Genomic DNA, 24,487 nt, shown 5'->3' with positions numbered 1-24,487 from the left:
TCCTTACTTGTTGCCGAGCGCGCTCAAGATCGCGTCGAAGTCGTCCACGCCCGCGTACTCAATAATCACGCGGCCCTTGCCGTTCTTATCTTCAATCTGAACACGGAGCCCCAGAGCGCGGCGTATCTGGCCTTCGGCCTCACGCACGTTCGGGTCGACAGCCTGCTTCGGCTTATCTTCCTTCTTCTCCTTGGCCTCGGGATGCAGCATGTTCTGCACCATCGACTCCGTCGAGCGAACACTCAGATGCAGTGCCAACACCTTTGCCGCAGCCGCTTCAATGCGGTCATGGTTCTCCAGCGCCAGCAAAGCACGCGCATGGCCGAACGAAATATCACCCGCCTCCACATGCATCTGCGTCGACATCGGCAGCTTCAGCAGGCGCAGGAAGTTTGCCACCGAGGCGCGGCTTTGTCCCGTGCGCTCGGCCATCTGCTCCTGCGTCATGTGGAACTCGCGGCTCAACCGTGCATAGGCTTGTGATTGCTCCATCGGATTCAGGTCCGCACGCTGCAGGTTTTCGACGATGGTCATCTCCATCGCCTGCACGTTCGAAACTTCACGCACAATGGCAGGGATCGTCGCCTTGCCAGCTTTCTTCGAAGCCAGCAGGCGGCGCTCGCCGGTGATGAGTGTGTAGCGTCCGTCCTTCTTATGATCCGCGCCCAACCGCACCACGATCGGCTGCACCACACCGGTGGCCTTAATCGACTTTGCCAGCTCGTCCAGCTTCTCTTCGTCAAACTGCGTACGGGTCTGGAAAGGGTTGCGGTCGATCAGCTCCAGCGCAATCTCCAATGGCTTGCCCGCAGGCGCTTCCACCGGCACCGCTACTGCCGCCACATTCGCCACCACCGCAGGCGCTTCCGTTACTGCCGGCTTTGCTGCCGGGCGAGAGGGGAGTAGTGACTCCAGCCCCCGACCCAACGCTCGCTTCTTGTCTGCTGTTGACATTCTTGGTTCCTGTAAATCCTTACCTAAAGTTTCTCTCTCGCATCCGCTTTCGACAACTGGATCGAGATATCAGTCAGTACTGCGATTCGCCGAAAACTTCTTCGGCAGCACACTCAGGCCTTTTTAGCGGGCTACTCTTCGGCTTCGGGCTTCCCAAACTTCCAGAATTTCTTCTTCTTGGGCTGCGAAGCATCCAGAATGCCACCTTCAATCGGCCTGGGTGCCGGAATGTCATCGAGAATGAGCCGTTTTCGGCCGTTCGGTTGCACAGGCGCTGTCTTCGGCCCAATTCCATACCGCTTCAGTAACTCGACAGCCAGGTCTTTGTACGCTTCTGCGCCGCGTGAGCGAGCGTCATACAAAGCCACCGGCTTGCCATGCGATGGGGCTTCTGCAAGGCGAATATTCCGGGGAATCGTCGTCGCAAACAGCTTATCGCCAAAGAACGACTTCAGGTTCTCGCGCACCTGCTGAGAAAGGTTCGTGCGGTCGTCAAACATCGTCAGCAGCACGCCCTCGAGAGAAAGTCCTCCGTTGAACGCCGCTGCAACCTTATCCAGCGTCGAAACCAGCTCCGAGATGCCTTCCAGCGCAAAGTACTCGGCCTGCATCGGAACCAGCAGTCCGTCGCTCGCTACCAGCGCATTCAGCGTCAGCAAGTCGAGCGCAGGAGGGCAATCCAGCAGGATGAACGGGTACTCCGCACGCAGAGGCTCCAATGCCTCGCGCAACCGGAACTCCCGTCGCTCCGCGCTCACCAGCTCCACATTGGCGCCGATCATGTTCTTTGTTCCGGGAATCAACGAAAGATTTTCGACCTCTGTCGGCAGAATCGCCTCTTTAGCGCTCGCTTCGCCCAGCAGGATGTCGTAGACACTCAGTCGCTCATCATCACGACCAAAGCCGAGTCCGCCAGTGGTGTTCGCCTGGGGGTCGACGTCAATCAGCAGGACGCGTTGGCCTTCCAGCGCCAGCGCGGTCGAAAGGTTGATCGCAGTCGTCGTCTTGCCCACGCCACCCTTTTGGTTGACGACAGCAATCACACGCGGCAGTTTTGGTAGCTCTTTTACAGGGGTCTCAGACATAACAGTGCCCGCTTAGAGTAGCAGCCATGGGGGCGCATTACGAGTAATTCCCGATGTTCCACGTGGAACATCGCCCAGATATATCGCGACGTAGCGATTACCGCATTCCGAACTTACGACGTGGCGCCACAGGGTGAATTCTGCGGGAGCTTGCTGGAGAGGTCGACAGAGAATCGGTGGGGCTACTCTATGTCGAATTTTCCCTTGGGCCTCCCGGAGTTTTTCGCCTCCGAAATCGAAACAAGGCGGTCTTGTTCTCTCGCTCATCGCATGCGTTAGGCGGGAGGAATGCGAGAGTGGTAGTTCTGTTCGAGTCGAACGGGTGGTGCTCTCTGGGCTTACTCCTGAAGAGGCAGCTCATTAGGGATAAGCCTAAGCTTTACCCCTCCGCAAGTGTTCCATGTGGAACACTCTTCACGGTTCGTTGCTACGTAATGTTCCACGTGGAACATCACGTCAGGGTCTTGAAATCACTCCTATGCCAGATCTAATTTCCCCATAGGCTTGAAGCATCATTCGATGCATATGAAAACTGAACTCCTGAAGACTAGTCCATGGATATAGCGGGCTACTTTGGGCCTTGCTTTTAGAGCTTCTTGCCGAGACCTATCGGCAAGCGAAAGAGGATGTTCCACGTGGAACATCCTCTCAGGCACACTCAATGTTCCACGTGGAACATTTACCGCTGCTCCAACCTCACAAAACGCCGCTCGCTCCCAGGAATCGCCACCATTCCCTCTGCTTCCTCGCCGCCTTGCAGAGAAACCAGCCATCCTCCCGGCGCGACGCGCTTCGCGGCCTCGGTTGCCGCTAGCTCCGGATCGTCCACGGCACGCATCGTTACCGCCTCAAAAAGCGTAGCCGCAGGCAAGGATTCAACCCGTCCTGCGTGAACCTGGACGTTCGAAAGCCCCAGTGTCCGCACCACTTCTCGTAAAAACGTCGCCTTTTTGTTCTGCGACTCGCCCAGTATTACCCGAACTTCGGGCAGCAGAAGTCCCAAAGGTACGCCCGGAAATCCTGCGCCTGAACCAAAATCCAACACCATCGCCCCCGATTCCAGCTTTGGAGCCAGCAACTGTGCCGCAAACAGGCTTTCTCCGAAGTGACGGGTAATGATCTGCTCCGGCTCCCGCAAAGCCGTCAGGTTGGTACGCCGGTTCCATACCAGCAGAAGCTCCAGGTACTGCGCAAGCTTCGTAAAAAGGTCTGCCGGAGCAGGGAATTCGCCGAGAAACGGCTTCAAAAGCCGCTCCATCTGTTCTGTTGAAGCCGTACTGCTCATTGATCTCTACCGTTCTGCGCGCACACGCGCCGCTTCTTGTACCAGTCGCTGAAACAGTGCCCGAGAGCTCGCGCTAATCGCTGTCGATCGCTCCGGATGCCACTGCACGCCCACTAAAAACTGTTCCGCCGAGCCATCCAGACCCGCATCCGCCTCAAGTGCCTCGATTACCCCATCCTCGGGACAGCGCGCTACGACGCGCAAGCCGTCTCCCGGAACCGCCACCGCCTGATGGTGGCTCGTATTCACCGGCAGGCGAAGGAAATGGTCTGCTTCAACGGCCTCCTCCCGGTCTACCAGCGAGCCAAGCAGGGAATCGGCCGCTATCAGCGCGGTGTGCGCCACCGCCACTTGAGCTCCAGCAGAATGATTCACCGGGGCCGGCATCAGGTCCTGCACCAGCGAACCGCCGCGCCACGTATTCATGGACTGAAGCCCGAAGCAGATCCCAAGCACGGGCTTTCCCTTGGCAACGGCATCCTCCATCAAAAGGAAATCCAGCGTCTCTCTCTCAGAATCAGCCTTTGCGGTAGCCGGATCTGCCTCCTGCCCATAGCGCTCAGGAGCAACATCCGCGGGACTTCCCGGCAAGAGCACACCATCGCAGGTGTCTGCGATCTCTCGCCAGGCAGCTTCGCCCAGGTTCAAGGGGACTTCAACCGGCTCTGCTCCAGCTTCACGCAAGGCGGCAGCATACTGCGGCCAGGACTTTCGGTTGTACTCCAGATTGGTTGACGTCGGCACCGGAACAGCGATACGAGGAAGATTCATCACTCCACTAGCCTACCGTGCCAACCACACTTCGCGCACCGTTTCCTGCTCCGGTTCACCTTGGCTTTCTAAAAGAGACAAACCGCTTTATTTGCCAATGCAGAAGGTGGAGAAGATCCTTTGCAGGATATCGTCCGGGGTTGTCTGTCCCGTCAGCCCGTCAACCGCTTCCCGCGCACGATGCAGATCGACCAGCAGTACCTCGTGCGGCAAACCGGCCTGGTTCGCCTCCGCCGCCTGCTCCAGAGCCTGAATCCCAGCTTGAATCGCGGCTAACTGCCTCGGTGTTGTGAGAGCAGCCGTTTCGGCCAAAGCCGAATCCGCTCCTAGCAGGGATAGAATCCGCTCCCGCAGAGCTTCCATGCCCTCTCCGGTCACCGTCGAGGTGGCTAACGTCGTCGCCCATAGCTCCGCATCGACACCGGGAAGGTCAGCCTTATTCGCCACCAGCAAATGGGGCCGATGCTCCAACTCCTCCAGCAACTCCCGCTCACCCTCGCTCAGGGGAAGCGTCGCATCATGCACCACCAGCACCAGGTCAGCATCGGCCAGCGCCTCCCGAGATCGGGCGATACCCATCGCTTCGGCCTCATCGACAGGCTTCTCATCAGCTTCCGTGCCCATACCGCGTAACCCTGCCGTATCCACCAGTCGCAGAGGAATACCCCCCAGCGACCAGCTCTCCTCCACGGTATCGCGAGTTGTCCCCGCCATAGGCGTCACAATCGCCCGATCCCGCTCTAGTAAGTAGTTGAAAATAGAGCTTTTACCTGCGTTTGGCCGGCCGACCAAAGCCATTCCCACGCCTTGCCGCAGCAAATGTCCTCCCGCAAAGCTCCGTTCCAGAGCCCGCAACTCTGCCAGCACTCCAGCAATCTCTGCCTCTATATAGGGAGGAGGAACCACATCCACGTCATCCAACTCACCTGAAGCAAAGTCCATCCCCGCTTCCAATAGCGCGAGCAAATGCAACAGGCGGTCTTTCGGCCCAGCCAACCGCCGCGAAAGCCCTCCGCCCAACTGCCCAGCCGCTTGCCGAACCTGGTCCAGCGTGCGCGCCGCAATCAAATCATGCACGGCCTCAGCCTGCGTCAGATCGAGGCGGCCGGAAGCGAACGCCCGCTGAGTAAACTCGCCCGGCTCCGCCAGCCGAACCTCCAGCCCCAGTCTCCGCCCAGCTTCCAACGCTCCGCGGATTACCGTCTCCAGCACCACCGGCGACCCATGCGTCGCAATCTCCACGACATCCTCGCCGGTATACGAACGAGGAGTCCGAAACGCCGTCACCACCGCCTCATCGATGACCCGCTGCTCAGGTCCCTCGACAATCCTCCCCAGCCGGGCCCGCCCATGGTCCAATTCGGCCTTCAGCGAGACGACTTCGGCCGCCACGGCCAGCGCCGCCGGCCCCGAAAGCCGCACTATCCCAATCCCGCCACGTCCCGGCGGGGTCGAAACCGCCACAATTGTCTCGCCAGAGCCCATCTATATATAGATACGCCAAAAGTGCGTGAATGCGGGCACCACAAACATCTCCACCCGGCCAAATGGTTCTTGCCCTATGGGCAGCCGCTCCGAACATATATATAGATAGGCCAAAAGTCGATCCCTTTGGCCCAGGGCTCTATCCCGTGGAGAATCTCTCCTCCTCTGCAAAGAGAAGCCCCGCTCGCGAACCGCGAACGGGGTCTTCCTTTCCCGAACAGACTAAAACTCGATTCCGCGCTGTGCCAAAATCCCTTTTTGATAGGCATGTTTGACTTCACGCATCTCGGTCACAGTATCGGCCAGCTCCACCAGCAGCGGATGGGCGTTTCTCCCGGTCAGAATCACGTGCAGCATCTCGGGCTTCTCCCGCAGAACTGCCGCTACGGTTTCCGGATCCAGCATCCCGTAGCCAATCGCATAGTTGATCTCATCCAGCACGATCAGATCCCATTCCCCTGACCGAATCTCTCTCGCCGACTCTTCCCAGGCATCCGCCACCATCTTCAGATCAGCCGGATCAGCATCCGCTCCACCGACCTTCACAAACCCTTGCCCCATCTGCCTCATGACATAAGAAAACCCCTCGACTCCGCTCAACGCTTCGGCCGAATCAAGCTCCCCATAATGCCAGGATCCTTTGAGAAACTGCAGCACCAACACCCTCATCCCGCACCCGGCCGCCCGAAACGCTGTCCCCAGCGCCGCAGTGGTCTTGCCCTTGCCTGGACCGGTGTTGATGAGGATTAACCCCTTACGAGCTTGCTCATCCGTACCCATGACTCTATCCGCTCCGTTTTCATCATTATTTCCATAGCGTTACACATTTTCATATCGACAAGCGACGATTTATCAAAAATTGAAAATGTATCCCGCTATCTGAGTGTGTAAGGTGTGCTTGATTTCCTTATAAAGCAATACAATATGATGCAAAATGAGTTTGGCATGAGGATTGCATGTATGGAATGCATCAAAGCTTTCTTTCTTTTGTGCTAGCCGCAAACTCCCCTTGCGCCCTTTCACATTGACTTGTGTTTACTGATTACTGAACAGTCTGGAGACAAATAACTTGAATCGACTGACAACAAAACTGGCTGTGGCGGCTCTTCTGGTCGGCGGCCTAATGGGCGGCAACTCTCTCGTAGCCCAGGGTATTACCACTGGTAGCATTTCGGGAACGCTGGTGGATTCTACCGGCTCACTGATTCCTAATGCGACCGTTACCGTGAATAACCTTGACACGGGCATTAGCTTTACTCACTCAAGCAAGTCTGATGGAGCCTTTGACTTTCTCGCACTTCCCACTGGTCGCTACTCGGTGACGGTATTGGAAGCGGGCTTTGCAACGAAAATTATTTCCCCAATTTTTGTTACTGTGAGCCGTTCAGATCTCGGCAAAGTGAGTCTTGCCGTTGGCTCCAGTTCTACGCAAGTAGAGGTTGGTGATGCCACTCCGTTGTTGGACGTAACCCAGTCTCAGGTTTCAGAGACGTTTACCATCAATCAGATTGCAAACCTTCCGCTCGCCGGCGGTTTCGATAAGCTGGCCTTGTTGGAGCCTGGTGTCGTGCAGACGCACGACGGTAACTTTGCCAACACGAACGGCGCTGGCTTCTCTTCGCAGGGACAGCGTGGTCGTTCAAACAATTTTGAAATTGATGGTCAGTCAAACAACGATAATTCGGTGTCTGGCCCCCAAGTGTTTTTTGGCAACCAAGATGCGCTAGAAGGCGTTCAGATCATCACAAACACCTTCTCTGCGCAGTATGGCCGCAACACTGGTTCAGTCGTCAACTATCTGACGCGTCAGGGGACCAATAAATTCCACGGTGCCCTTTTTGAGTACTATGAGTCGAACCTTTTTCAGTCCTTCAACCAGGGCTCGAAAAGCTCTTTTCTTGGGTATTGCGCAGCAGGTCAGGACCCAAGCACCTGCGTCGCACCTAGTCTGCCTCGGTATGTTGAGAACCGCTTTGGTGGTGCTCTGAGCGGTCCGCTCTGGAAGGATAAGCTTTTCTTCTCAACGGGAGTACTGTTTGATCGCTACCATGAGGGCGCAGCTCCCAGCTACACAACCAACAGTGCCACCGGCGCTGTTCTCACCCCGACCCCTACGGGACTTCAGCAACTCCAATCGTATTATCCGACTAATGCTGCCGTTCAAGCATTAATCGCAAACGGTCCGTACTCAGTTACTGCGGGTAATCCGCATCCGATTGCCTCTAATACCCAAAACGCTGTATTTACGGGACCTGATGGCATTCAGCACACTGTTGAAGTTGCCGGAGTTCAACGTAACGTACCTTCCCAGTCGAACGATGAAGAGATTATGGGGCGACTTGACTGGCAGGCGACGTCGAAGGATCGCGTATTTCTTCGGTACATCTATCAGGATGATCCCTACGAAAACGCGCTCGGTACGGGTAGCACTACGGCGCTTGGTCGCTGGTATGACGTTCCTAGCACCTCGCACTCAATTGGCGCAGATATAACGCATACTTTTAACCAAAACTGGGTGAACCAGCTACGTTACAGCTTCCAGCAAACAACGGTAGCTTTCCAGGGCGGCGGTAATCCTAACTGCACGATTACGAACCCAGGTGCCTGTCCTACGCCTGTTGCGATTGGTGGCAATGCATCGCTCGGCTCACTTGGTAGCTTTACGGCAGCAGCTTCGGATACCTTCGGTGGATTTGGCACCTACAGCAGCAGCTTTCCGCAGGGACGTGTTGTAAAGGTCACACAGATTCAGGACAATGCTACTTGGACCAAGGGGCGTCATAACATCACCTTTGGTGGTGAGTTTGATTATCAAAACTCTCCCAACGTCTTCCTTCCTACATACATTGGTTCTGCTAGCTTTACAGGCACCTCCAGCGGCTCTGTACCTTCGGCGGGTCTAAGCAATTTCCTAAACCAGACTGGTACATATAGCTTGGCAAACGGTGATGTAAACATTCACTTTACTGAGCCGGACGCTGCCGCCTACTTTCAGGATGACTGGAAGGTAACGCCTAACTTGACATTGAACCTTGGTCTCCGTTGGGAGTTCTTTGGTCAAGCAATCAACCTGCTCCATAACCAGACTGTAGCTCGCGAATCGAATCCCTCTACGGCCATCTGGAACAGTGCCTACTCGCTTGCCGCACGTACTTTCCCTTCAGTTCCACAGAACTATAAGAATTTCCAGCCTCGTCTCGGCTTTGCTTATCATCCTGATGCACTGGGTGGACGAACTGTTATCAAGGGCGGATTCGCGATCAATTATGATCCTGAGTTCTACAATATGTTCCTGAACGCAGCTTCGGGTTCGCCAGTGGTTCTGCTCAGCACCAACAATTCCTGCGGATCGACCTGCTTGAACTCTGGGGCTGTTGCCAATGGCTTCCGTGCACAGAATCTTCCTGTTGTAACGGGTTCGACAAAGCCTAATCCTGGTACTTTTAGCCAGACTACCGTTGGTAATAATTTTCAAAATCCGTACACGGAGAGCTGGAACCTTATTGTTGAATATAGCCCGACCTCAAGGCTTGTGTTCGAAGCACGCTATGTCGGTAATCATGGTGTAAAGCTTTTCCAATCGCTAAACGCAAACCCCAATCTTTCTGCTGCCGCCTCTGCTTTTCCATCGCAGGTTGCTTATACTGCTTGCTCTACGGCGGGTACTGTTGTTACCAATCGTCCGGACTGCAGCCGCAATCTCGTTCGCTCACGTAATAACACTGCGGGTTCTAACTATAACGCAGCTCAGTTCAAGATGAGCAGCCGTGAGTGGCATGGTTTGACAACAACACTTTCTTACTCCCTATCAGCTACATTTGATACGGCTTCCGAAGTCTTCTCTTCGATTGGTGGTGGTGGTACGAATGCATTCGCACAGAATCCACTGAACTCCAGTTATGGAGAATATGCTCGCAGCGGAATTGATGTTCCTAGTGTAGTTTCCGCTTCGTTTGTATATAATCTTCCGTTCTACAAGAAGCAAGACACTCTTATCGGTCAATTGCTTGGTGGCTTCCAGGTTACCGGTCTCTACACCTACGACAGTGGTAATACTGTTACTCCCTTTAACTACGCATATGGTTACCTCTACAGCGATACAGCCTACGGTACGGGATATTCTTACCAACAGTACACGGATCAGTCGTTTGACTATGGCTTCAACAGCGGCATTAGCTCGGCTCGCCCATTCCTGGGCAATCCGAAGGCTCCTATTGGATCTGTTGCTATCCGAGATATTGATGGAAATTACTATGAGATGCAGGATTACCTTAATAACGGTTCGGCTGCTTCAGGCGGGACTCCTGTAAATTCCAATAGCTACCACTGGATTTATGCAAACACCCGCGAAGCAAATGCGCGAGGCCAAGCATTCTCGCCTGTCAAGCGTAATACCCTACGCGCCAACACTTGGAATAACCTTGATGCAGCCATATACAAGAATTTCCGAGTTAGGGATAACTATCGCTTCCAGCTCTCCATGGAAGGTCGCAATGTTCTCAATCGTCAATATCTAGGAACACCAGATCCGGAAATTGACGACGTCAGCTTCCAAGACACGCGCTACAACTCGGGTAGCTCACGCTACATCCGCATTGGAGCTCGCTTTACCTTCTAACTTGCAAGTGGATAACTAAAGAGGACGGTGTCGCTATAACACCGTCCTCTTTTATGTTGGTCAAATAAAGTAAAAATACTACCTAGTGTCCCGAGTGGTATGGGTGGCCAGCTCGAATAGTTAAAGCTCGGTATACCTGCTCCATTAAAATAAGCAAGCAAAGCTCATGGGGTAATGTAATCCTTCCCAGGGATATGAGCTGATCAGCAAGCACTCTCTGTTGTTCCGTCCACCCATTAGCTGGACCAATTGCAACGAGCAATTGCTTTACTCCGCTTAGTGCGGCTTTCTCCACCACCTCTGCTATATCTTCCGAGGAAACCAGCTTTCCTCTTGGATCACAGAAGATGCAGCGCAATGAGTTGGCGGCTCGCTGCGTTTCCACAAAAGAAAGCAGCTTCTCGGTGGACGAGAAGCTCTTTTCTGTTACATCAAGATATCGTGTAGCTCGTTTTAAATAGAGATCAAATAATTCCCGAATTGCTTTTTCTTTTGGACGATCTCCCACATAAGACAAAAGAATTCGCATAAGTTATTTCTTCTTCGGGACTATTTTCTTTGCTGGAGCCTTCTTACTTGCGGTCTTCTTCGCAGCAACTTTCTTCGCTACGGTCTTCTTGGCAGGCGTAGCCTTCTTACGCGTCGCCGTAATCTGTTCCTTTAGCTCCGCATTTAATTCATTCACGCTCAACGACGTCGCAGTCTTTCGCAGACGCTCCAGGCCATAGAACGCGCGTTTTTCTTCCGAGAAGATGTGGACGATGAAGTCGACATAATCCAACAGGACCCACTCTGCCTGGCGGCGGCCTTCGACAGACTTGGCGTACTCTCCGAACTCGCGCTTCAAGCGCAGTTCAATCTCGTCGGCGATCGCAATATTCTGGCGTTCGTTTGTGCCGTTGCAGATCAAAAAATAATCCGTAAGTCCGCTCTCCGTCGGATCCAGCGCGAGGATACGAATGTCCTCTGCTTTCTTGTCTTCACACGCCGCAGCCGCTGCGGCAAGCATTCGATTCGTCAATTCGCTGGCCATCAATAATCTCCTCTAAACCTTCCCATCCTAGCGCATTTGGCTGCAAAATCCTGCGATAACAACCATCTAGACTCGGTAAAGCTGCTGTTCCCGGATATACGCAGCCACCTCCGGCAGCAACCACTCGGAGCTCACGACGCCTCTCTGCAACTCATGACGAAGCTGCGTGGCGCTGATGTCTTGGTCAGGCTCAGTCAGAAAGTGGATTCTGTGCCGCACGGGAGCCAACTCGGCTTCAGGGAAATCAGCTTCCAAAGCCCCCCAACCGCTGCTGAATTCTTCCCCGGGCCGTGCCGCCACGATCCACTCCGCTTTCTCAAGCAGCTGTAAAGGCTTGTGCCAACGTGCAAACTGCCGGAAAGAATCCGCACCGATGATCGCAAACAATTGCGTCTCGGCACCAAGCATTGCGTGTAAGAGCGTCAGCGTATCCAGCGTGTAATTCGGCTTCTGGCCTGTGAGCGGAGCATCCACATCCGAAGCCTCCAGCCGCACATCGTGCGCAGCGGTCAGCCTCACCATCTGTAGCCGATCCTCAAAGCTCGCCGATGGCCCATGCTCCTGCTTCAGCGGCTGCAGTCCAACGGGAGCCATCAACACCTTGTCCAGCGCAAAACGATCTGCGGCTGCTCGTGCCACGGCCAGGTGGCCCTTATGCGGAGGGTCGAACGTGCCCCCGAAAAATCCTACGCGCATAGCAACCAATAGCCTCCGCCTCTACGCCTTCAGCTTACGCCCCACGAATTATTGCAGGAAGCAGAAACAGAGCAGGGAATCAGCCTCCGCGTCTGCGAGCAAAGCCCACACCCAGCAAGCTAAACAGCGCAAAGACTAGCACGCCAAGACCCAGCAGTCCTGCCACGATCGTGGCTGCCGAGGAGAACAACGCTAGCAACGCTCCGCCCAGCGCTCGAACAATGGCCTGAATCACGCCCAGCAAAATACGTACAAGCGTCATTCCACAGCCTCCGTCAGCTCACACATTTCGGACGGGTATAGCGTTGGATGCGTTTCGCTTCAGCCGCAATGCGAATCAGCTCCAGCGCACATAGTCTAAAAAGCAGCACAAAAGGGCTCTTTCCAAGCGCTTTGGAAAGAACCCTTTCTTGTCTGTTTGAAATCCGTTAGTGATCCGTGGGATCCACACCGACATGCCCAGAAAGAACCTGGCGTCGGGGAAAACGCTACGCTGCGGCCACGGCCATAAAGCCGTCACAACCCGAAATCGGCGTCACCTTCAGGTGAAGCGACGCATGCTTCGGGTGTCCGCACTCATCTACGAGAGTCTCAGAAGCACTCTTGTTTGACATGATGCTCACCAGAACATCGCTCTTGGCGTGGGGTTCGCCAAAGTGTGTACACAATCCGCACTGTCCATCATGAACTGCCTGCATGTTCGTTCTCCTTTTAAGACCAAGATGACGTCGTGTTCTAAAGCAGTTGAGGAGCCCTCATTCCTCATTGCGTTCACTCTAAACACATCTGATACCGGCGTAAACACTGGGGTTGCGCGACTAATTGAGTCCGATATGTGGCGACAAAATCAGTCCGAGATCTGTCTGGAAATGTCTACTGGATCGGTCGGCATTTCACATCGTCAACAACGACGCGGCTCGACCTAATTGGTCTGATATTCGCTCGTTCAGCGTATGCTGGAACGTATCTCCCTTGTTTGTCGCGAAGGCCCATGAAAAATATTTTTCTCCGCACACTGCTTCCTGCAGCTTTTCTGTTCTCCGCACTCCCCGCTGCGGCCCAGAACCTTCTCAACGTGCCGGCCTCCTACCCAACGATCCAGGCTGCGGTCAACGCTGCCAGTGATGGCGACACCGTATACGTTACGGCGGGCACCTACGCAGAGCATGTCTCCGTGGCGAGCAAGGCGATTACTTTGATGGCCGATCCGAACGGGGCTGCGGTCATCATCAAGCCATCTGGCAGCGGTCCTGCTATCAGCCTTACGGGCACTTCCGCAAACGTGATCGTGGACGGTTTCAGCATTCAGGGAGGAGGCCTTCCCGCGACGACCGGTGGACCCCATGGCGCCATCTATCTTTCCTCCCCGCAGGCTACGCTTCGCAACCTCAAAATTACGGGTGCCTACTGCGCCGGGTTATATGCGTCGACGAACTTCGTCTCGCTTTACAACAGCAGCATCACCGGCACACTCTCCTCTGGCTGTGCCAGTGAGGAAGGCACCGGCAGCGCCATCGTGCTCGTTGGCAACACCAGCACTGCGGGGGCGGACATCCTCGGCAACACCCTCACCTCCAACACCAAATCTTTGCAGTACAGCGGAGACAAAGGTGGCGGCGCCGGCATCAATGCAACCAACCTCTCCTATTTTGTCGTTGACACCAATCTCGTCGCAAACAATGTTTCCGGCGGATATGGTGGCGCAATCTATACCGCCAATATTTTGAAAATGTCGATCAATAACAACGTCATCTACGGCAACACCGGTCTTTCCGGTGGACTCGATCTCGTCGTTCCTGGTTCGACCGTTGGAGCGCCACAGGGCGTCATCTCCAACAACACCATTGCGTACAACACCGCGACCAGCAGTAACGCAGGCTCGGACATCTATATCGGCGGCAATCTGGCGCAGTACCAGCTGGTGAACAATGTCGTCGTCGGTAATTCGAACGGACAGTATGCGGTCAACTGCGGCACCTCTTACTCGAGCCAGACAGTAACGCCGCTGGTGATCGATCACAACGATATTTACTCCGTCACCTCCAGCACCAACAAGCCCATCGGTGGTGCATGCTCCAGCCCCACCGGAACATTCGGAAACATCTCGGCTGATCCTCTCTTTGTCGACGCTTCCTCTACTTTGCTAAGCGCGGCTACCGCCAAGCTCAACGTGCAGTCCGGTTCGCCCATCATCGATAGCGGCAACAACTCGGAGACCTACGCTCTCACCACAGATTTTGTCGGTAACCCCCGTTACGTCGATGCCACAGGGAAGGGCTACGCCAATATCGATATGGGAGCCTATGAGTTTGCCTCCACGGCGACTCCTTCCAAGAACTACACGACGCTTACGCTTACGCCGTCGACCTGGAATCCCACCATCGGTGGCTCTGTCATTTTGTCTGCTACCTCTAGCTCCTTGCCCGGAACCCCCACCGGCACCATCACCTTCTACGAAGATGGAACAGCGCTTGCCACTGTACCCGTGACCTTCCTCGCCAGTACCCTCTCGGCCAGCTACACGGTCACAGGCTTCGCCTCCGGCACGCACACTTTCTATGCCGCTTACTCGGGCGACACAAACAATGGCCCCGCCAGCTCGATTTACCTGTATCTCCTCGCCTCTGCCGCCAACGCCACAAACACCTCCACCAAACTCTCTTCCTCTCTGAACCCTTCCAACGTCGGCGATACCGTCAAACTTACAGCAGCCGTTGCCGCTCTTACCGGAAGCAGCACGCCCACCGGCACGGTCTACTTCACTGACGGAGCAGCATCTCTTGGCAGTGCTGCGGTCGACTCCACCGGTTCTGCCTCTGTCTCGGTCACTGACTTTACTGCCGGCAGCCATTCGCTCACCGCGGGATTCGTTCCTACAGGAGCGTTCAACGGTTCCACCGGCGTGCTCACGCAAATCGTGAACCCCGCAGCCCTCAAGAGCACGACCGCCTCGCTCTCCGTCACGCCCACCACCTCGGTCTACGGCCAGAGCGTCAGCTTCCTCGCCACCGTCACGCCCACCACCACGGCCACCGTTGCCCCCACGGGCAACATTCAGTTCCTCGTCGACGGCAACGTCGTCGCGGCCTCTGCCAGCACGGCCACCGGTACCACCGCGTCGGCCACCTACGCCAGCACCGCTCTCACTGCGGGCACGCACAGCTACACCTGCCAGTACCTCGGCGACTCCGTCTATAACAGCTCCACCTGCGCCCCCGTCAGCGGAACCATCTCGGCCTCAGCCTCCTCGCTCACGCTCGCGGTCAGCAACTCCACCCCGCGCGCACTTACGGCGTTCACCGCCGTCGCGCATCTCACCTCGAACAGCCAGCCTGTCTCTGGTGGAACCGTCACCCTCAGCACCGGCTCCTCCACCCTCAGCGCCACGACCAACGCTTCCGGCGACGCCACCTTCACGCTGCAGCTCAACGCCGGTCCGTACACCCTCGCGGCTACCGCCGTCGCCACAGCCAGCTATACCTCCTCGCAGGCTGGCGCCACGGTGCAGGTCATTGCCAACGACGTCAGCGCGACGCTCCTCGCTTCCGCGACGACCGCCTACCAGGGCCAGACGGTGAACTTCGTCGTCACCCTCGCAGACCTCACCGGAACCCCTTCGCCCTCGGGTTCCATCGTCCTCACCGAAGGTAGTACGACCCTCGCCGCGGCAAACCTCCCGGCCGCCTCGCTTACCTCCAACACGGCGACCCTCAGCATCCCCCTCAACAACCTCGCCGTAGGCTCGCACACTATCTCGGCGAGCTACCTGCCGGATCTCAACTCCAACGCGCTCACCACCGCGATCACCCCCGTCACGGTAACGATCCTTCCCTCCAGCTTCACCGTCACAACCGACCCCACGACGATCAGCATCCAGACCGAGCACCATAAATCGCTCAACGTCACCGTCACCTCGGTTGGCGCGTTCTCCGGCCCCATCACCCTGGGCTGCGCCACGCCGTTGCCAGCCGTGCTCACCTGCACCTTCGCGCAGAGCGCCCTCAGCGTGCAGCAGAACGGCACCGCGACCACTTCGCTGAACCTCGAAACCGACGCCATCGCGAACTTCTACGCATCGAACACCGCGGCCCACAACCCGCACCCGGACCGCGACTCGGCACCGTTCCTCGCCGCAGGCTCACTCCTCGCGGCGGCGATCTTCTTCCGCCGTCGTCGCCGTATCTTCTCTCACCTGGCTCTTTCCGCAGTCGCCCTCGTGGGTATCGCCTCACTGAGCGGCTGCTCCGGCCATTATCCGAACCACACCCCGCCGGGAACCTACGACGTCGTCATCACCGGCACCGCCACCGACCTCAGCGGCCAGGCCGTCACACAATCCGCCCACCTCACCCTCATCGTCACGCCCTAAGGTGAAGTATTGAGTATGTAAAAACATATTCGACCGAAATATCGATACCGAAAAATGTATAGATATTTATAAAATCGAAGTGATTGTGATGGGGTAAACCGCCTTATGGCAATTTTTAAAGAAATTTCCGTTACAAAAGCATTGTCAAGCGGGCTCTTGGAGCCCAGCCTGCTATCGAAAGATAGCAGGCTGACCCATTTTGGCACTTGAGTTGCCTCGTTCTCCGATAGGAAGTCTTCTGGCAAGAAGCCAGGAGCCCTAATCGGAGACCCTTAGTGAATCGTCTCTTTCCTTAGTCCGCTGGACCTTTGCTGCAACTCTCGTGGTACCAACAATTTTCGGAGCTGTTCAGGGCTTTCTCCCTGCTGCTGCTCACGCCCAGATGACCAGCGGTAACGTGGTCGGTACGGTCAAGGACCCCGCAGGGGCTGCTATTCCGAACGCTGCCGTGAGCGTTCGCAGTCAGGCCACTGGCGTCACTGTCCGTGTGGTCGCCAATGCTCAGGGGCAGTACCGCGCTGAGAATTTGCTGCCTGGTTTGTATGACGTCACCAGTTCAGCTTCTGGCTTTGCCACCACGACGGTCAAAGGCGTGACGGTTACGATCAACACCAGCGCGACCCGTGATGTTGCAATGGGTGTAGGCTCCAGCACCGCTAGCGTAGAAGTCGATACCGACTCTGGCGTTGCTCTTGACACCACCACGCAGAACCTCACGACGACCTTTGAGCCTGAAGAGTTGGCAACGCTCCCCGTCGCCTCCACTGGCGAGGGCGTTTTGAATACCTCGCTGCTCGCCCCCGGTGTTGGATCGACCGGTGGCATCGGCATCGGTGTTGGCCCGTCTATCGGTGGTAAGCGTCCGCGTAACAACAATTTCACGATCGAAGGCATCGACAACAACAACAAGTCTGTCACCGGTCCCCTCGTCTACGTTCCGAACGACGCTGTCGGTGAGTTCACGCTCATCACCACGCAGTTCTCGCCTGAATTCGGTCACTCTTCCGGTGGTCAGTTCAACACCAACGTTCTCTCGGGCACAAACAAGTTTCACGGCAAGCTGTATGAGTACTTCCGCAACCGCAACCTCGATGCGGCTGAAGTCTCTGAAGGTGTGAAGCAGTCGGCCGTGCCTCGTTACGACTTCAATCGTTACGGCGGACAGATCGGCGGTCCGGTTCTCAAGGACAAGCTCTTCTTCTTTGTGAATTACGAGCGCAACACCATTGGTCAGAACGAGTCCTATAACATTTGCACTCCGACCGCAGCTGGTTTGCAAATGATTCAGGGACTTTCGACCGTTGCTGGTTTTTCTCAGAACAACATCACGCAGTATTTGAAGTACACGCAAGCTGCAACAAATCTTGCTAGCGACGCAACTCTGAACGCTTGCGGTGCCGCCGCGTTGAACATCAGCAGCGGTCATGCCGACGCTTCCGGCAACAATACCGGTACGTCACAGGCGACCATCCCTGTTGGATCGCTCCCCATCAACTCACCGTACTTCACCAACATGGACACGCTGACCACCAGCGCGGATTACACCATGTCGTCAAAGGACTCCTTCCGTCTCCGCTACGTGTACAACACGGAAGGCACCACAGATATCGCTGCAAATCTGCCGACATTCTGGCAGAGCACCCCGTACAAGTACCATCTCGTGGCTCTCTCCGAATACCACAACTTCACGCCGAACCTGATCAACGAAGCGCGTATTGGTTTCAACCGCTTTGAGAACACGATCAACTCCGGTAACTACTCTTACCCGGGTCTTGATCAGTTCCCGAACTTGCAGTTCTTCGATCAGGGCTATCTTCAGTATGGTCCTGACCCGAACGCACCTCAATTCACCATTCAAAACCTTTACCAGATCACGGACAACGTCCATTACACACACGGCCGTCACACGATGGCCTTTGGCTTCGATGGTCGTAAGTACATCTCGCCGCAGGGATTCACGCAACGCGCTCGCGGTGACTATGAATACTCGCTCCTGAGCGACTTCCTCCACGATTACGCTCCGGATGCAAACGGTGTTGGCGAACGCTCGACAGGTAACCAGACCTATTACGGCGACCAGACGCAGCTCTACGGCTATGCAAACGACACATGGCGCGCCACCGACAAGCTCACGTTGAACTTCGGTGTTCGTTATGAGTTCACCTCGGTCCCCGTCGGTGAGCGTGCTCAGGCCCTCAATTCCGGTGCTTCTACCTCGGTCCTCACCATTGGCGCTCCTCAGCCGTCTTATGTGAGCTGGGCACCTCGTCTCGGCATCGAGTACGCACCGGACAACAAGACCTCCATCCGCTTTGGCTACGGCATCGCGTATGACACCCTCTTCGATAACCTGGGAACCCTTTCTTTCCCTCCGCAGTATTCCTCGACGCAGGATGTAGGTCAGGCCTCCTCGAGCGTTAACTACGGTGATCCGAACTTCCTCGCGAACGGCGGCCTTCCTCCCGGAAATGGTTCAGGCGTAACTGTCCTTTCGCCTGCAGACGCCATTGCTGCAACCTCGGCTTTTGTTCCTAACCAGGTTGTTCCTTACTCGGAGAACTACACGCTTACCATCGAGCGTGAGATCAGCAAGGGCGTAACGGCAATGATCGGATACGTGGGCAACCGCGGCATCCATCTCCCCGTGCAGGATCAGCTCAACATTCAGCCTCGCACGACCACGGCGAACTACCTTCCCACCTTTGTCAATGGCGCTGCCATTAACGGCAAGGGCACGGCGGCGACAACACTTGCTGCTATCAATGCTCAGTCGAACATCCGTCCTGACTTCCTTGCAGCTGGATATACCAGCGTCATTACTTCCTACCAGCCATGGGGCAGCTCAAACTATAACGGCCTGCTTGCCAATGTGAAGGGCCGCATCCATGGCCTTCAATTGAATGCGTCGTACACCTTCTCCAAGGCAATGGACGACTCAACCGCTGAAGTGTTCTCCACCACGCTGACACCCCGCCGTCCTCAGAACCCCCGCGACATGCGCTCTGAGTACAGCCGTTCTGCGCTTGACCACACCCACCGCTTAACCCTCGAAGCCAACTACAAGATCCAGCCTTTCCATGACAACGCCAACTGGATGCTGAAGAACCTCGTCGGCAACTGGGTCGTATCGCCCATCTACACCTATGAGTCTCCTGAGTACGCCACCGTTCTCGGCGGCAGCAACGGCCTGCTCACTGGTGATGGCGCCTACGTTGGACGTACGATCATCAACCCCAACGGTGTAAAGGGAACCGGTTCTACGGTTACCGCTATCACTGACGTGAACGGCAACACGACCGGCTATACGGCTGATAACCCCAATGCCTACTACATCCAGGCGGGCGGCGGTGCTATGCCGAATTCTGGCCGTAACACCATGCCAGGACGTCCCACCAACAACCTCGATCTGTCAGCGTTCAAGCGCTTCACGGCTTATGACCACTACACCATCGAGTTTGGTGCTCAGGCTTTCAATGCTCTCAACCACGCCCAGTACCTGCCGGGTTCGGTCGATGACGTGAACGCTTACAGCTACACCGGGCTCGAGTACGTCACTGTCGGTAACGCTGCCTTCAATCATCCTGAAAAGGTCTTCAGCAACAACCCCCGAATTCTTCAGCTTTCGGCGAAGTTCCTCTTCTAACCAACTTCAACTTTTGGCATTTGCCGAACGGGACAGGCTCCGGCCTGTCCCGTTTTTTCTCGTACATCGCATAAACTTCCGATCTCAGGAGATCCATCGTGAGCACCGCACGCCGCCTTGCCCTATCCTGCTTTCCCTTTCTCCCATAGCGTTCTTACTCAGCGGCTGCACGGCCTCTCATGTTTCCCCGGCCACCACCTCACGCATCGCGCTAGCAGGCAAGCTCTACGGCGGCGAGCAGCCGATCTTCGGCTCAGTCATCCACCTTTATGCTGTGAATGAATCCATCGTCGCAGGCGCATCCACCGACCTGCTGACCACTACCGTCACCACCGACAGCAACGGTAACTTCAACTACTCCGGCGACTACAGCTGCCCGACGCCGAATACGCTCGTCTACCTCGCTGCCGTCGGCGGTGACTCTGGCGCACTCGCCAATAACGCTGTCCAGACCAGCCTCGCCGCAGTCGGCGCATGCAGTTCGCTCGCTACGACCAACTACTTTGTTCTCATGAACGAGGTCACCACCGTAGCTACGGTCCGCGGTCTCAAAGGCTACATCGCCGACTATGACCACATCGGCGCGACCGATCTAAGCGCGCTGACCAACGCCTTCACAACCGTCACGGAGTACGCCAACATCAACACCGGCACCGCCCCCGGTGCAGCGCTGCCCACAGGCTACGACGCCTCCTCCAACGATCTCCGCACCCTCGCCAACATCGTGCAGACATGCGTGAACTCCACCGGCAGCATTGCTTCCGACCAACCCTGCGGCACCTTCTTCACCCTTGCCCAGGGCACCGCGCAAAACGCTCCTGCCGACACGATCCAGGCTCTAGTCGACATCTTCAACACGCCGACCAACAATGTAGCGGCGCTCTTCGCTCGCCAGCCCGCAACCCCGGCCTTCCTGCCCAACGATAGCGCCGCGCCCATTGACTGGTCACTGCCGATTCTGCAGCTGCCCAGCACTCCGGTCTTTTCTCCCGCGGGCGGCACCTTCACCGCCGCGCAGACCGTTGGCATCACAGACAGCAATCCCGCAGCGGTCATCTACTACACCACCGATGGCACCACGCCCACGGCAAGCTCTTCGATCTACTCCGGGCCGATCACCCTCAGTGCCAGCACGACACTCAACGCTGTCGCCATCGTTAGGTCGCGTCTCGTCAGTGGCGTAACTTCTGGCATCTTTACGATCACCTCGTCATCTCCCACTCTGCCCGCCGTTTCGCTTAGCTCCATCACCGTGGGTGCCGGCACGACGACTCCCGTAACGATTACTGCGACTTCAAGCATTGATGGTTATGTTGTCACCTTCGGCGACGATGGTTCGATTGACGGAACCTTCTCTCCCACCAAGTGCACCATTACGGCAGGCTCCTGCTCGGTCAGCTACATTCCCACTGGCTCGCTCGCTGTCGGAACCTACACGAATGCCCTGGCCGCGCGCTTCGACGGAAGCGCCAACTCTGAGCTCGCCTACAGCACCCTGACCCTCACCCCTTCCTATAACTACACGCTGCTCCACTCCCTCGGTACAACAGATGGCATCCAGCCCTATGACGGACTCATCCAGGCCGCGGACGGAAACTTCTACGGAACCACTTCGGAAGACGGATACCTATACGGCACCGTCTTCAAAATGACTCCCGCAGGAGTCTTCTCCGTCCTCCATGACTTCGCTTCCGATGGCTCGGAAGGTGTCACGCTTTATGGCGGTGTCGTACAGGGTTCGGACGGCAGCTTCTACGGAACAGCCGAAAAGGGCGGCGCGAACGGCGACGGCACCGTCTTCAAGATCACCTCCTCGGGAGCTTTCACCCTCCTTCACTCCTTCACCGGCACGGACGGTTCAATCCCCATGGCTGAACTTCTCCAGGCCTCCGAAGGCAATTTCTGCGGAACCACCTATCAGGGCGGCGAGAACGGCGACGGTACCGTCTTCAAAATCACCCCCACCGGCACCTTCACCCTCCTCCATTCCTTCATCGGCACGGACGGGAACGAAATCTGGTCGGCGCTCATTCAGGGTGCGGACGGAAGCCTCTACGGAACCCTCAGTTCGGGAGGAACGACCTCTGTCAGCACGGTCTACAAGATCACAACTGCTGGCGTCTTCACTTCCATCCCTCCCACTCAGGGGACAAACATAGGAGCTGGTTCCGTAGCTCCGCTCTTTCTCGCTTCGGATGGCAATTTTTACGGAACCACCAGCGCGGGCGCCGCGGGCGCCGAGGGCACCGTCTTCCAGTTGACCCCCTCCGGCACAATGACCTCGATCCACTCCTTCTCGGGCGAGGGCTATTTCCCTTACGCGGGACTCGTTCAGGGCATGGATGGAAGCCTCTACGGAACAACCCATCTTCAGGATGGAAACATTTTCAAGATTGCGCCCGTGCCGGTGCTTTCTGCCCCCGTGGTCATCTCGGCACCGTCGGTGGTCACCCCGGGAGCCAGCTTCTCCCTCACCGCCACCGTGTCGAACGCTTACAGCACCACGCTGAAAACCTGCTTTGCCAGCGTGACGAGCAGCTCCGGCGTCTTCACCAACCTCGGCGCTGTCACCGGTAGCACCACCTCGACCAACACCACGCTGACAGCACCTTCCACTTCGGGCAGCTACACCCTCTCGCTCACCTGCGGCGGTCAGGAATCCTCCAACACTCCCTTGACGGTTCAGGGAACCGCCGCCCTCCCGCTCTTCTCTCTCGCTGCGGGAACGTACACGGGACCTCAGACCGTGAGCATTACTTCAGCCACGTCTCCAGCCACCATCTACTACACCGTGGACGGCTCTACCCCGACCACCAGCTCTCTGGTCTACACGAGCCCTCTGACCGTCAGTTCATCTATGACGATCAAGGCCCTCACCGTAGCCACCGGCTACACCAACAGCCCTGTCAACAGTGCTGCCTACATCATCACCTCCACCACGGCGCTCCTCAGCAACGTCACCAGTGATTACGGCAGCACGACGCCCCAGACGCTTACGGCCAGCTCCCCGGCCGAAGGCTCGGTCGTTACTTTCGGCACAGCGGGCAGCATCGGTGGCAGCTTCTCGCCCACCACCTGCACCATTGCCGCCGGTATATGTTCGGTGAACTACACTCCATCTGCCACGCTGGCTGCCGGCCCTACACGGCAGACCTCACCGCAAGTTTCAACGCTGCCAGCGGTTATGCAGCGGCCTCCGCTACCAGTACGCTCCTCATTGCTACGACAACGAGCTATACGCAGCTTCACGCTTTCACAGGCGCCGCCATCTCCGGCACCTCGCAGGTTGACGGTGCCGTTCCCGCTGTCGGACTCATTCAAGGCAAGGATGGCTATCTCTATGGCACGACCGATGCCGGTGGAGCTCACTCCGTCGGCACGGTCTTCAAAATCGCTCTCGATGGCACCGGTTATAGCGTGCTCTATTCCTTTACCGGCGCGGCTATCTCTGGCACGCAACTCATAGACGGGGCAAACCCCACCACACGTCTGCTTCAGACCAGCGACGGAACCCTCTACTCCACAACCTCTGCCGGCGGCCTCAGCAAGGGCGGAACCCTCTTCAAAATCAACCCTGACGGAACCGGTTACACCCAGCTCCATTCCTTTAACGGCACCACTCTTCCCGGTACCACTCTGGTCGACGGTCTTTCGCCCACCGCCACGGACATCGTGCAGGCTTCCAACGGAGCGATCCTGGGAACCACTTTGACCGGTGGAGCTTCCGGTTACGGCATTATCTATAACTACAGCCCCGCAACCGCGACCTATACCGTGCAACATTCCTTCGGCGGTTCAACTCAACCGGTCCTCTACTCCTATGCGAACGGTCTGGTGGAAGGCTCCGACGGCGGGTTTTATGGCTCGGCGTCCACCACCACCACGAATATTGACAGCTACTACCGTCTCAGTCCCGATGCCACAACCCTCTCCACGATTTACGCCAACACAAGCTCTACCGGCCCTGTGGAAGTGTTTGGCTCGCTCCTGCTGGCCAGCGATGGAAACCTCTATGGTGCCTCGTCTGCTGGCGGAAGCAACGGCCTTGGCTTGGTGGAGCGGTTGGGGCAGGACGGGTCAGGATTTTCCGTTCTTCACCAGTTCACCGGCGGAGCTCTTTCGGGCACCACGCAGACCGACGGCGCCTCTGCTGTCGGAGGCCTGCTCCAGGGCAGCGACGGTAACTTCTACGGCACGACATACGCGGGAGGCAGCACCGGCGGCGGCACGATTTACAATCTGACGCCTACTCCTGCCCTCGCTGCTCCCATCGTCATCGCACCCCCTGCCAGCATCGTCGCGGGCTTCTTATTCCCGCTGACCTTCACCGTTAGCAACGCCTACAGCGCTACGATGGAAAGCTGCTTTGCCAGCGTGACTAGCAGCACCGGCGTCTACACCTTGCTCGATGCTGTCGTCGGCAGCCCGACGTCCTCTACGATCCCGCTCACAGCCCCCGCCACACCGGGAACGTACACCCTGTCCCTCACTTGCGGCGGCACAGAGTCGAACTCCACGACCCTTACCGTCCAATAACCCAAGCAGCAC

16 protein-coding genes are annotated in these 24,487 nt (G+C 56.7%); 5 read left to right on the top strand and 11 right to left on the bottom strand.

Annotated features, from left to right (window positions below):
- Nucleotides 1–3: 3 nt before the first annotated feature.
- From PW792_16575 to cobO, 6 genes are all read right to left on the bottom strand, one after another.
- Entirely contained in the window at nt 4–954 is a 951-nt protein-coding gene (locus PW792_16575; GenBank protein ID MDE1163540.1) for a ParB/RepB/Spo0J family partition protein, read from the bottom strand.
- A gap of 131 nt (nt 955–1,085) precedes the next feature.
- On the bottom strand, nt 1,086–2,039 hold the full coding sequence (locus PW792_16570; GenBank protein MDE1163539.1) for a ParA family protein: 954 nt from the start codon (nt 2,037–2,039) through the stop codon (nt 1,086–1,088).
- Between the two features lie 679 nt (nt 2,040–2,718).
- Complete coding sequence (gene rsmG, locus PW792_16565; protein ID MDE1163538.1) at nt 2,719–3,285, bottom strand: 16S rRNA (guanine(527)-N(7))-methyltransferase RsmG; 567 nt, start codon at nt 3,283–3,285, stop codon at nt 2,719–2,721.
- 45 nt (nt 3,286–3,330) lie between these two features.
- Entirely contained in the window at nt 3,331–4,095 is a 765-nt protein-coding gene (locus PW792_16560) for a gamma-glutamyl-gamma-aminobutyrate hydrolase family protein (protein ID MDE1163537.1), read from the bottom strand.
- A gap of 87 nt (nt 4,096–4,182) precedes the next feature.
- Complete coding sequence (gene mnmE, locus PW792_16555; GenBank protein ID MDE1163536.1) at nt 4,183–5,580, bottom strand: tRNA uridine-5-carboxymethylaminomethyl(34) synthesis GTPase MnmE; 1,398 nt, start codon at nt 5,578–5,580, stop codon at nt 4,183–4,185.
- Between the two features lie 222 nt (nt 5,581–5,802).
- The gene (cobO, locus tag PW792_16550; protein ID MDE1163535.1) at nt 5,803–6,360 is read right to left on the bottom strand and encodes a cob(I)yrinic acid a,c-diamide adenosyltransferase; all 558 of its coding nucleotides are present in this window, start codon (nt 6,358–6,360) and stop codon (nt 5,803–5,805) included.
- Nucleotides 6,361–6,649: 289 nt separating this feature from the next.
- Here cobO and PW792_16545 point away from each other — a divergent pair, with 289 nt between their 5' ends.
- A complete protein-coding gene (locus PW792_16545) occupies nt 6,650–10,198 on the top strand; it encodes a TonB-dependent receptor (protein MDE1163534.1) in 3,549 nt (1,182 codons plus the stop codon).
- Nucleotides 10,199–10,280: 82 nt separating this feature from the next.
- Here PW792_16545 and PW792_16540 read toward each other — a convergent pair whose 3' ends face one another.
- The 5 genes from PW792_16540 to PW792_16520 form a co-directional block, all read right to left on the bottom strand.
- Complete coding sequence (locus PW792_16540; GenBank protein ID MDE1163533.1) at nt 10,281–10,727, bottom strand: 23S rRNA (pseudouridine(1915)-N(3))-methyltransferase RlmH; 447 nt, start codon at nt 10,725–10,727, stop codon at nt 10,281–10,283.
- A gap of 3 nt (nt 10,728–10,730) precedes the next feature.
- On the bottom strand, nt 10,731–11,231 hold the full coding sequence (gene rsfS, locus PW792_16535; protein MDE1163532.1) for a ribosome silencing factor: 501 nt from the start codon (nt 11,229–11,231) through the stop codon (nt 10,731–10,733).
- 66 nt (nt 11,232–11,297) lie between these two features.
- Nucleotides 11,298–11,927 (bottom strand): nicotinate (nicotinamide) nucleotide adenylyltransferase, encoded by a 630-nt coding sequence (nadD, locus tag PW792_16530; GenBank protein MDE1163531.1) that lies wholly within the window; start codon nt 11,925–11,927, stop codon nt 11,298–11,300.
- Between the two features lie 79 nt (nt 11,928–12,006).
- Nucleotides 12,007–12,189 (bottom strand): hypothetical protein, encoded by a 183-nt coding sequence (locus PW792_16525; GenBank protein MDE1163530.1) that lies wholly within the window; start codon nt 12,187–12,189, stop codon nt 12,007–12,009.
- A 226-nt stretch (nt 12,190–12,415) separates the two neighbouring features.
- Entirely contained in the window at nt 12,416–12,625 is a 210-nt protein-coding gene (locus PW792_16520) for a hypothetical protein (GenBank protein ID MDE1163529.1), read from the bottom strand.
- 293 nt (nt 12,626–12,918) lie between these two features.
- Between PW792_16520 and PW792_16515 the strand changes: the two genes are divergently transcribed.
- The 4 genes from PW792_16515 (at nt 12,919) to PW792_16500 (ending at nt 24,475) form a co-directional block, all read left to right on the top strand.
- Nucleotides 12,919–16,296 (top strand): Ig-like domain repeat protein, encoded by a 3,378-nt coding sequence (locus PW792_16515; GenBank protein ID MDE1163528.1) that lies wholly within the window; start codon nt 12,919–12,921, stop codon nt 16,294–16,296.
- 322 nt (nt 16,297–16,618) lie between these two features.
- Complete coding sequence (locus PW792_16510) at nt 16,619–19,939, top strand: TonB-dependent receptor (protein ID MDE1163527.1); 3,321 nt, start codon at nt 16,619–16,621, stop codon at nt 19,937–19,939.
- Nucleotides 19,940–19,952: 13 nt separating this feature from the next.
- Complete coding sequence (locus tag PW792_16505) at nt 19,953–23,405, top strand: chitobiase/beta-hexosaminidase C-terminal domain-containing protein (GenBank protein ID MDE1163526.1); 3,453 nt, start codon at nt 19,953–19,955, stop codon at nt 23,403–23,405.
- Complete coding sequence (locus PW792_16500; protein ID MDE1163525.1) at nt 23,357–24,475, top strand: hypothetical protein; 1,119 nt, start codon at nt 23,357–23,359, stop codon at nt 24,473–24,475. The genes PW792_16505 and PW792_16500 overlap by 49 nt, the downstream gene beginning before the upstream one ends.
- The last annotated feature ends 12 nt before the right edge of the window (nt 24,476–24,487 follow it).

It is taken from the genome of Acidobacteriaceae bacterium, from assembly GCA_028283655.1.
Lineage (GTDB): Bacteria > Acidobacteriota > Terriglobia > Terriglobales > Acidobacteriaceae > Granulicella.
Note: the sequence above shows the minus strand (reverse complement) of the source record. Positions and strands in the feature narration are given on the sequence as shown.

Bases quoted from the DNA above. Each gene is read 5' to 3' on its own strand.
- mnmE (MDE1163536.1), bottom strand. From the start codon at position 5,580: ATGGGCTCTGGCGAGACAATTGTGGCGGTTTCGACCCCGCCGGGACGT.
- PW792_16520 (MDE1163529.1), bottom strand. From the start codon at position 12,625: ATGCAGGCAGTTCATGATGGACAGTGCGGATTGTGTACACACTTTGGC.
- PW792_16525 (MDE1163530.1), bottom strand. From the start codon at position 12,189: ATGACGCTTGTACGTATTTTGCTGGGCGTGATTCAGGCCATTGTTCGA.
- PW792_16560 (MDE1163537.1), bottom strand. From the start codon at position 4,095: ATGAATCTTCCTCGTATCGCTGTTCCGGTGCCGACGTCAACCAATCTG.
- rsfS (MDE1163532.1), bottom strand. From the start codon at position 11,231: ATGGCCAGCGAATTGACGAATCGAATGCTTGCCGCAGCGGCTGCGGCG.
- cobO (MDE1163535.1), bottom strand. From the start codon at position 6,360: ATGGGTACGGATGAGCAAGCTCGTAAGGGGTTAATCCTCATCAACACC.
- PW792_16570 (MDE1163539.1), bottom strand. From the start codon at position 2,039: ATGTCTGAGACCCCTGTAAAAGAGCTACCAAAACTGCCGCGTGTGATT.
- PW792_16540 (MDE1163533.1), bottom strand. From the start codon at position 10,727: ATGCGAATTCTTTTGTCTTATGTGGGAGATCGTCCAAAAGAAAAAGCA.
- nadD (MDE1163531.1), bottom strand. From the start codon at position 11,927: ATGCGCGTAGGATTTTTCGGGGGCACGTTCGACCCTCCGCATAAGGGC.
- PW792_16515 (MDE1163528.1), top strand. From the start codon at position 12,919: ATGAAAAATATTTTTCTCCGCACACTGCTTCCTGCAGCTTTTCTGTTC.
- PW792_16575 (MDE1163540.1), bottom strand. From the start codon at position 954: ATGTCAACAGCAGACAAGAAGCGAGCGTTGGGTCGGGGGCTGGAGTCA.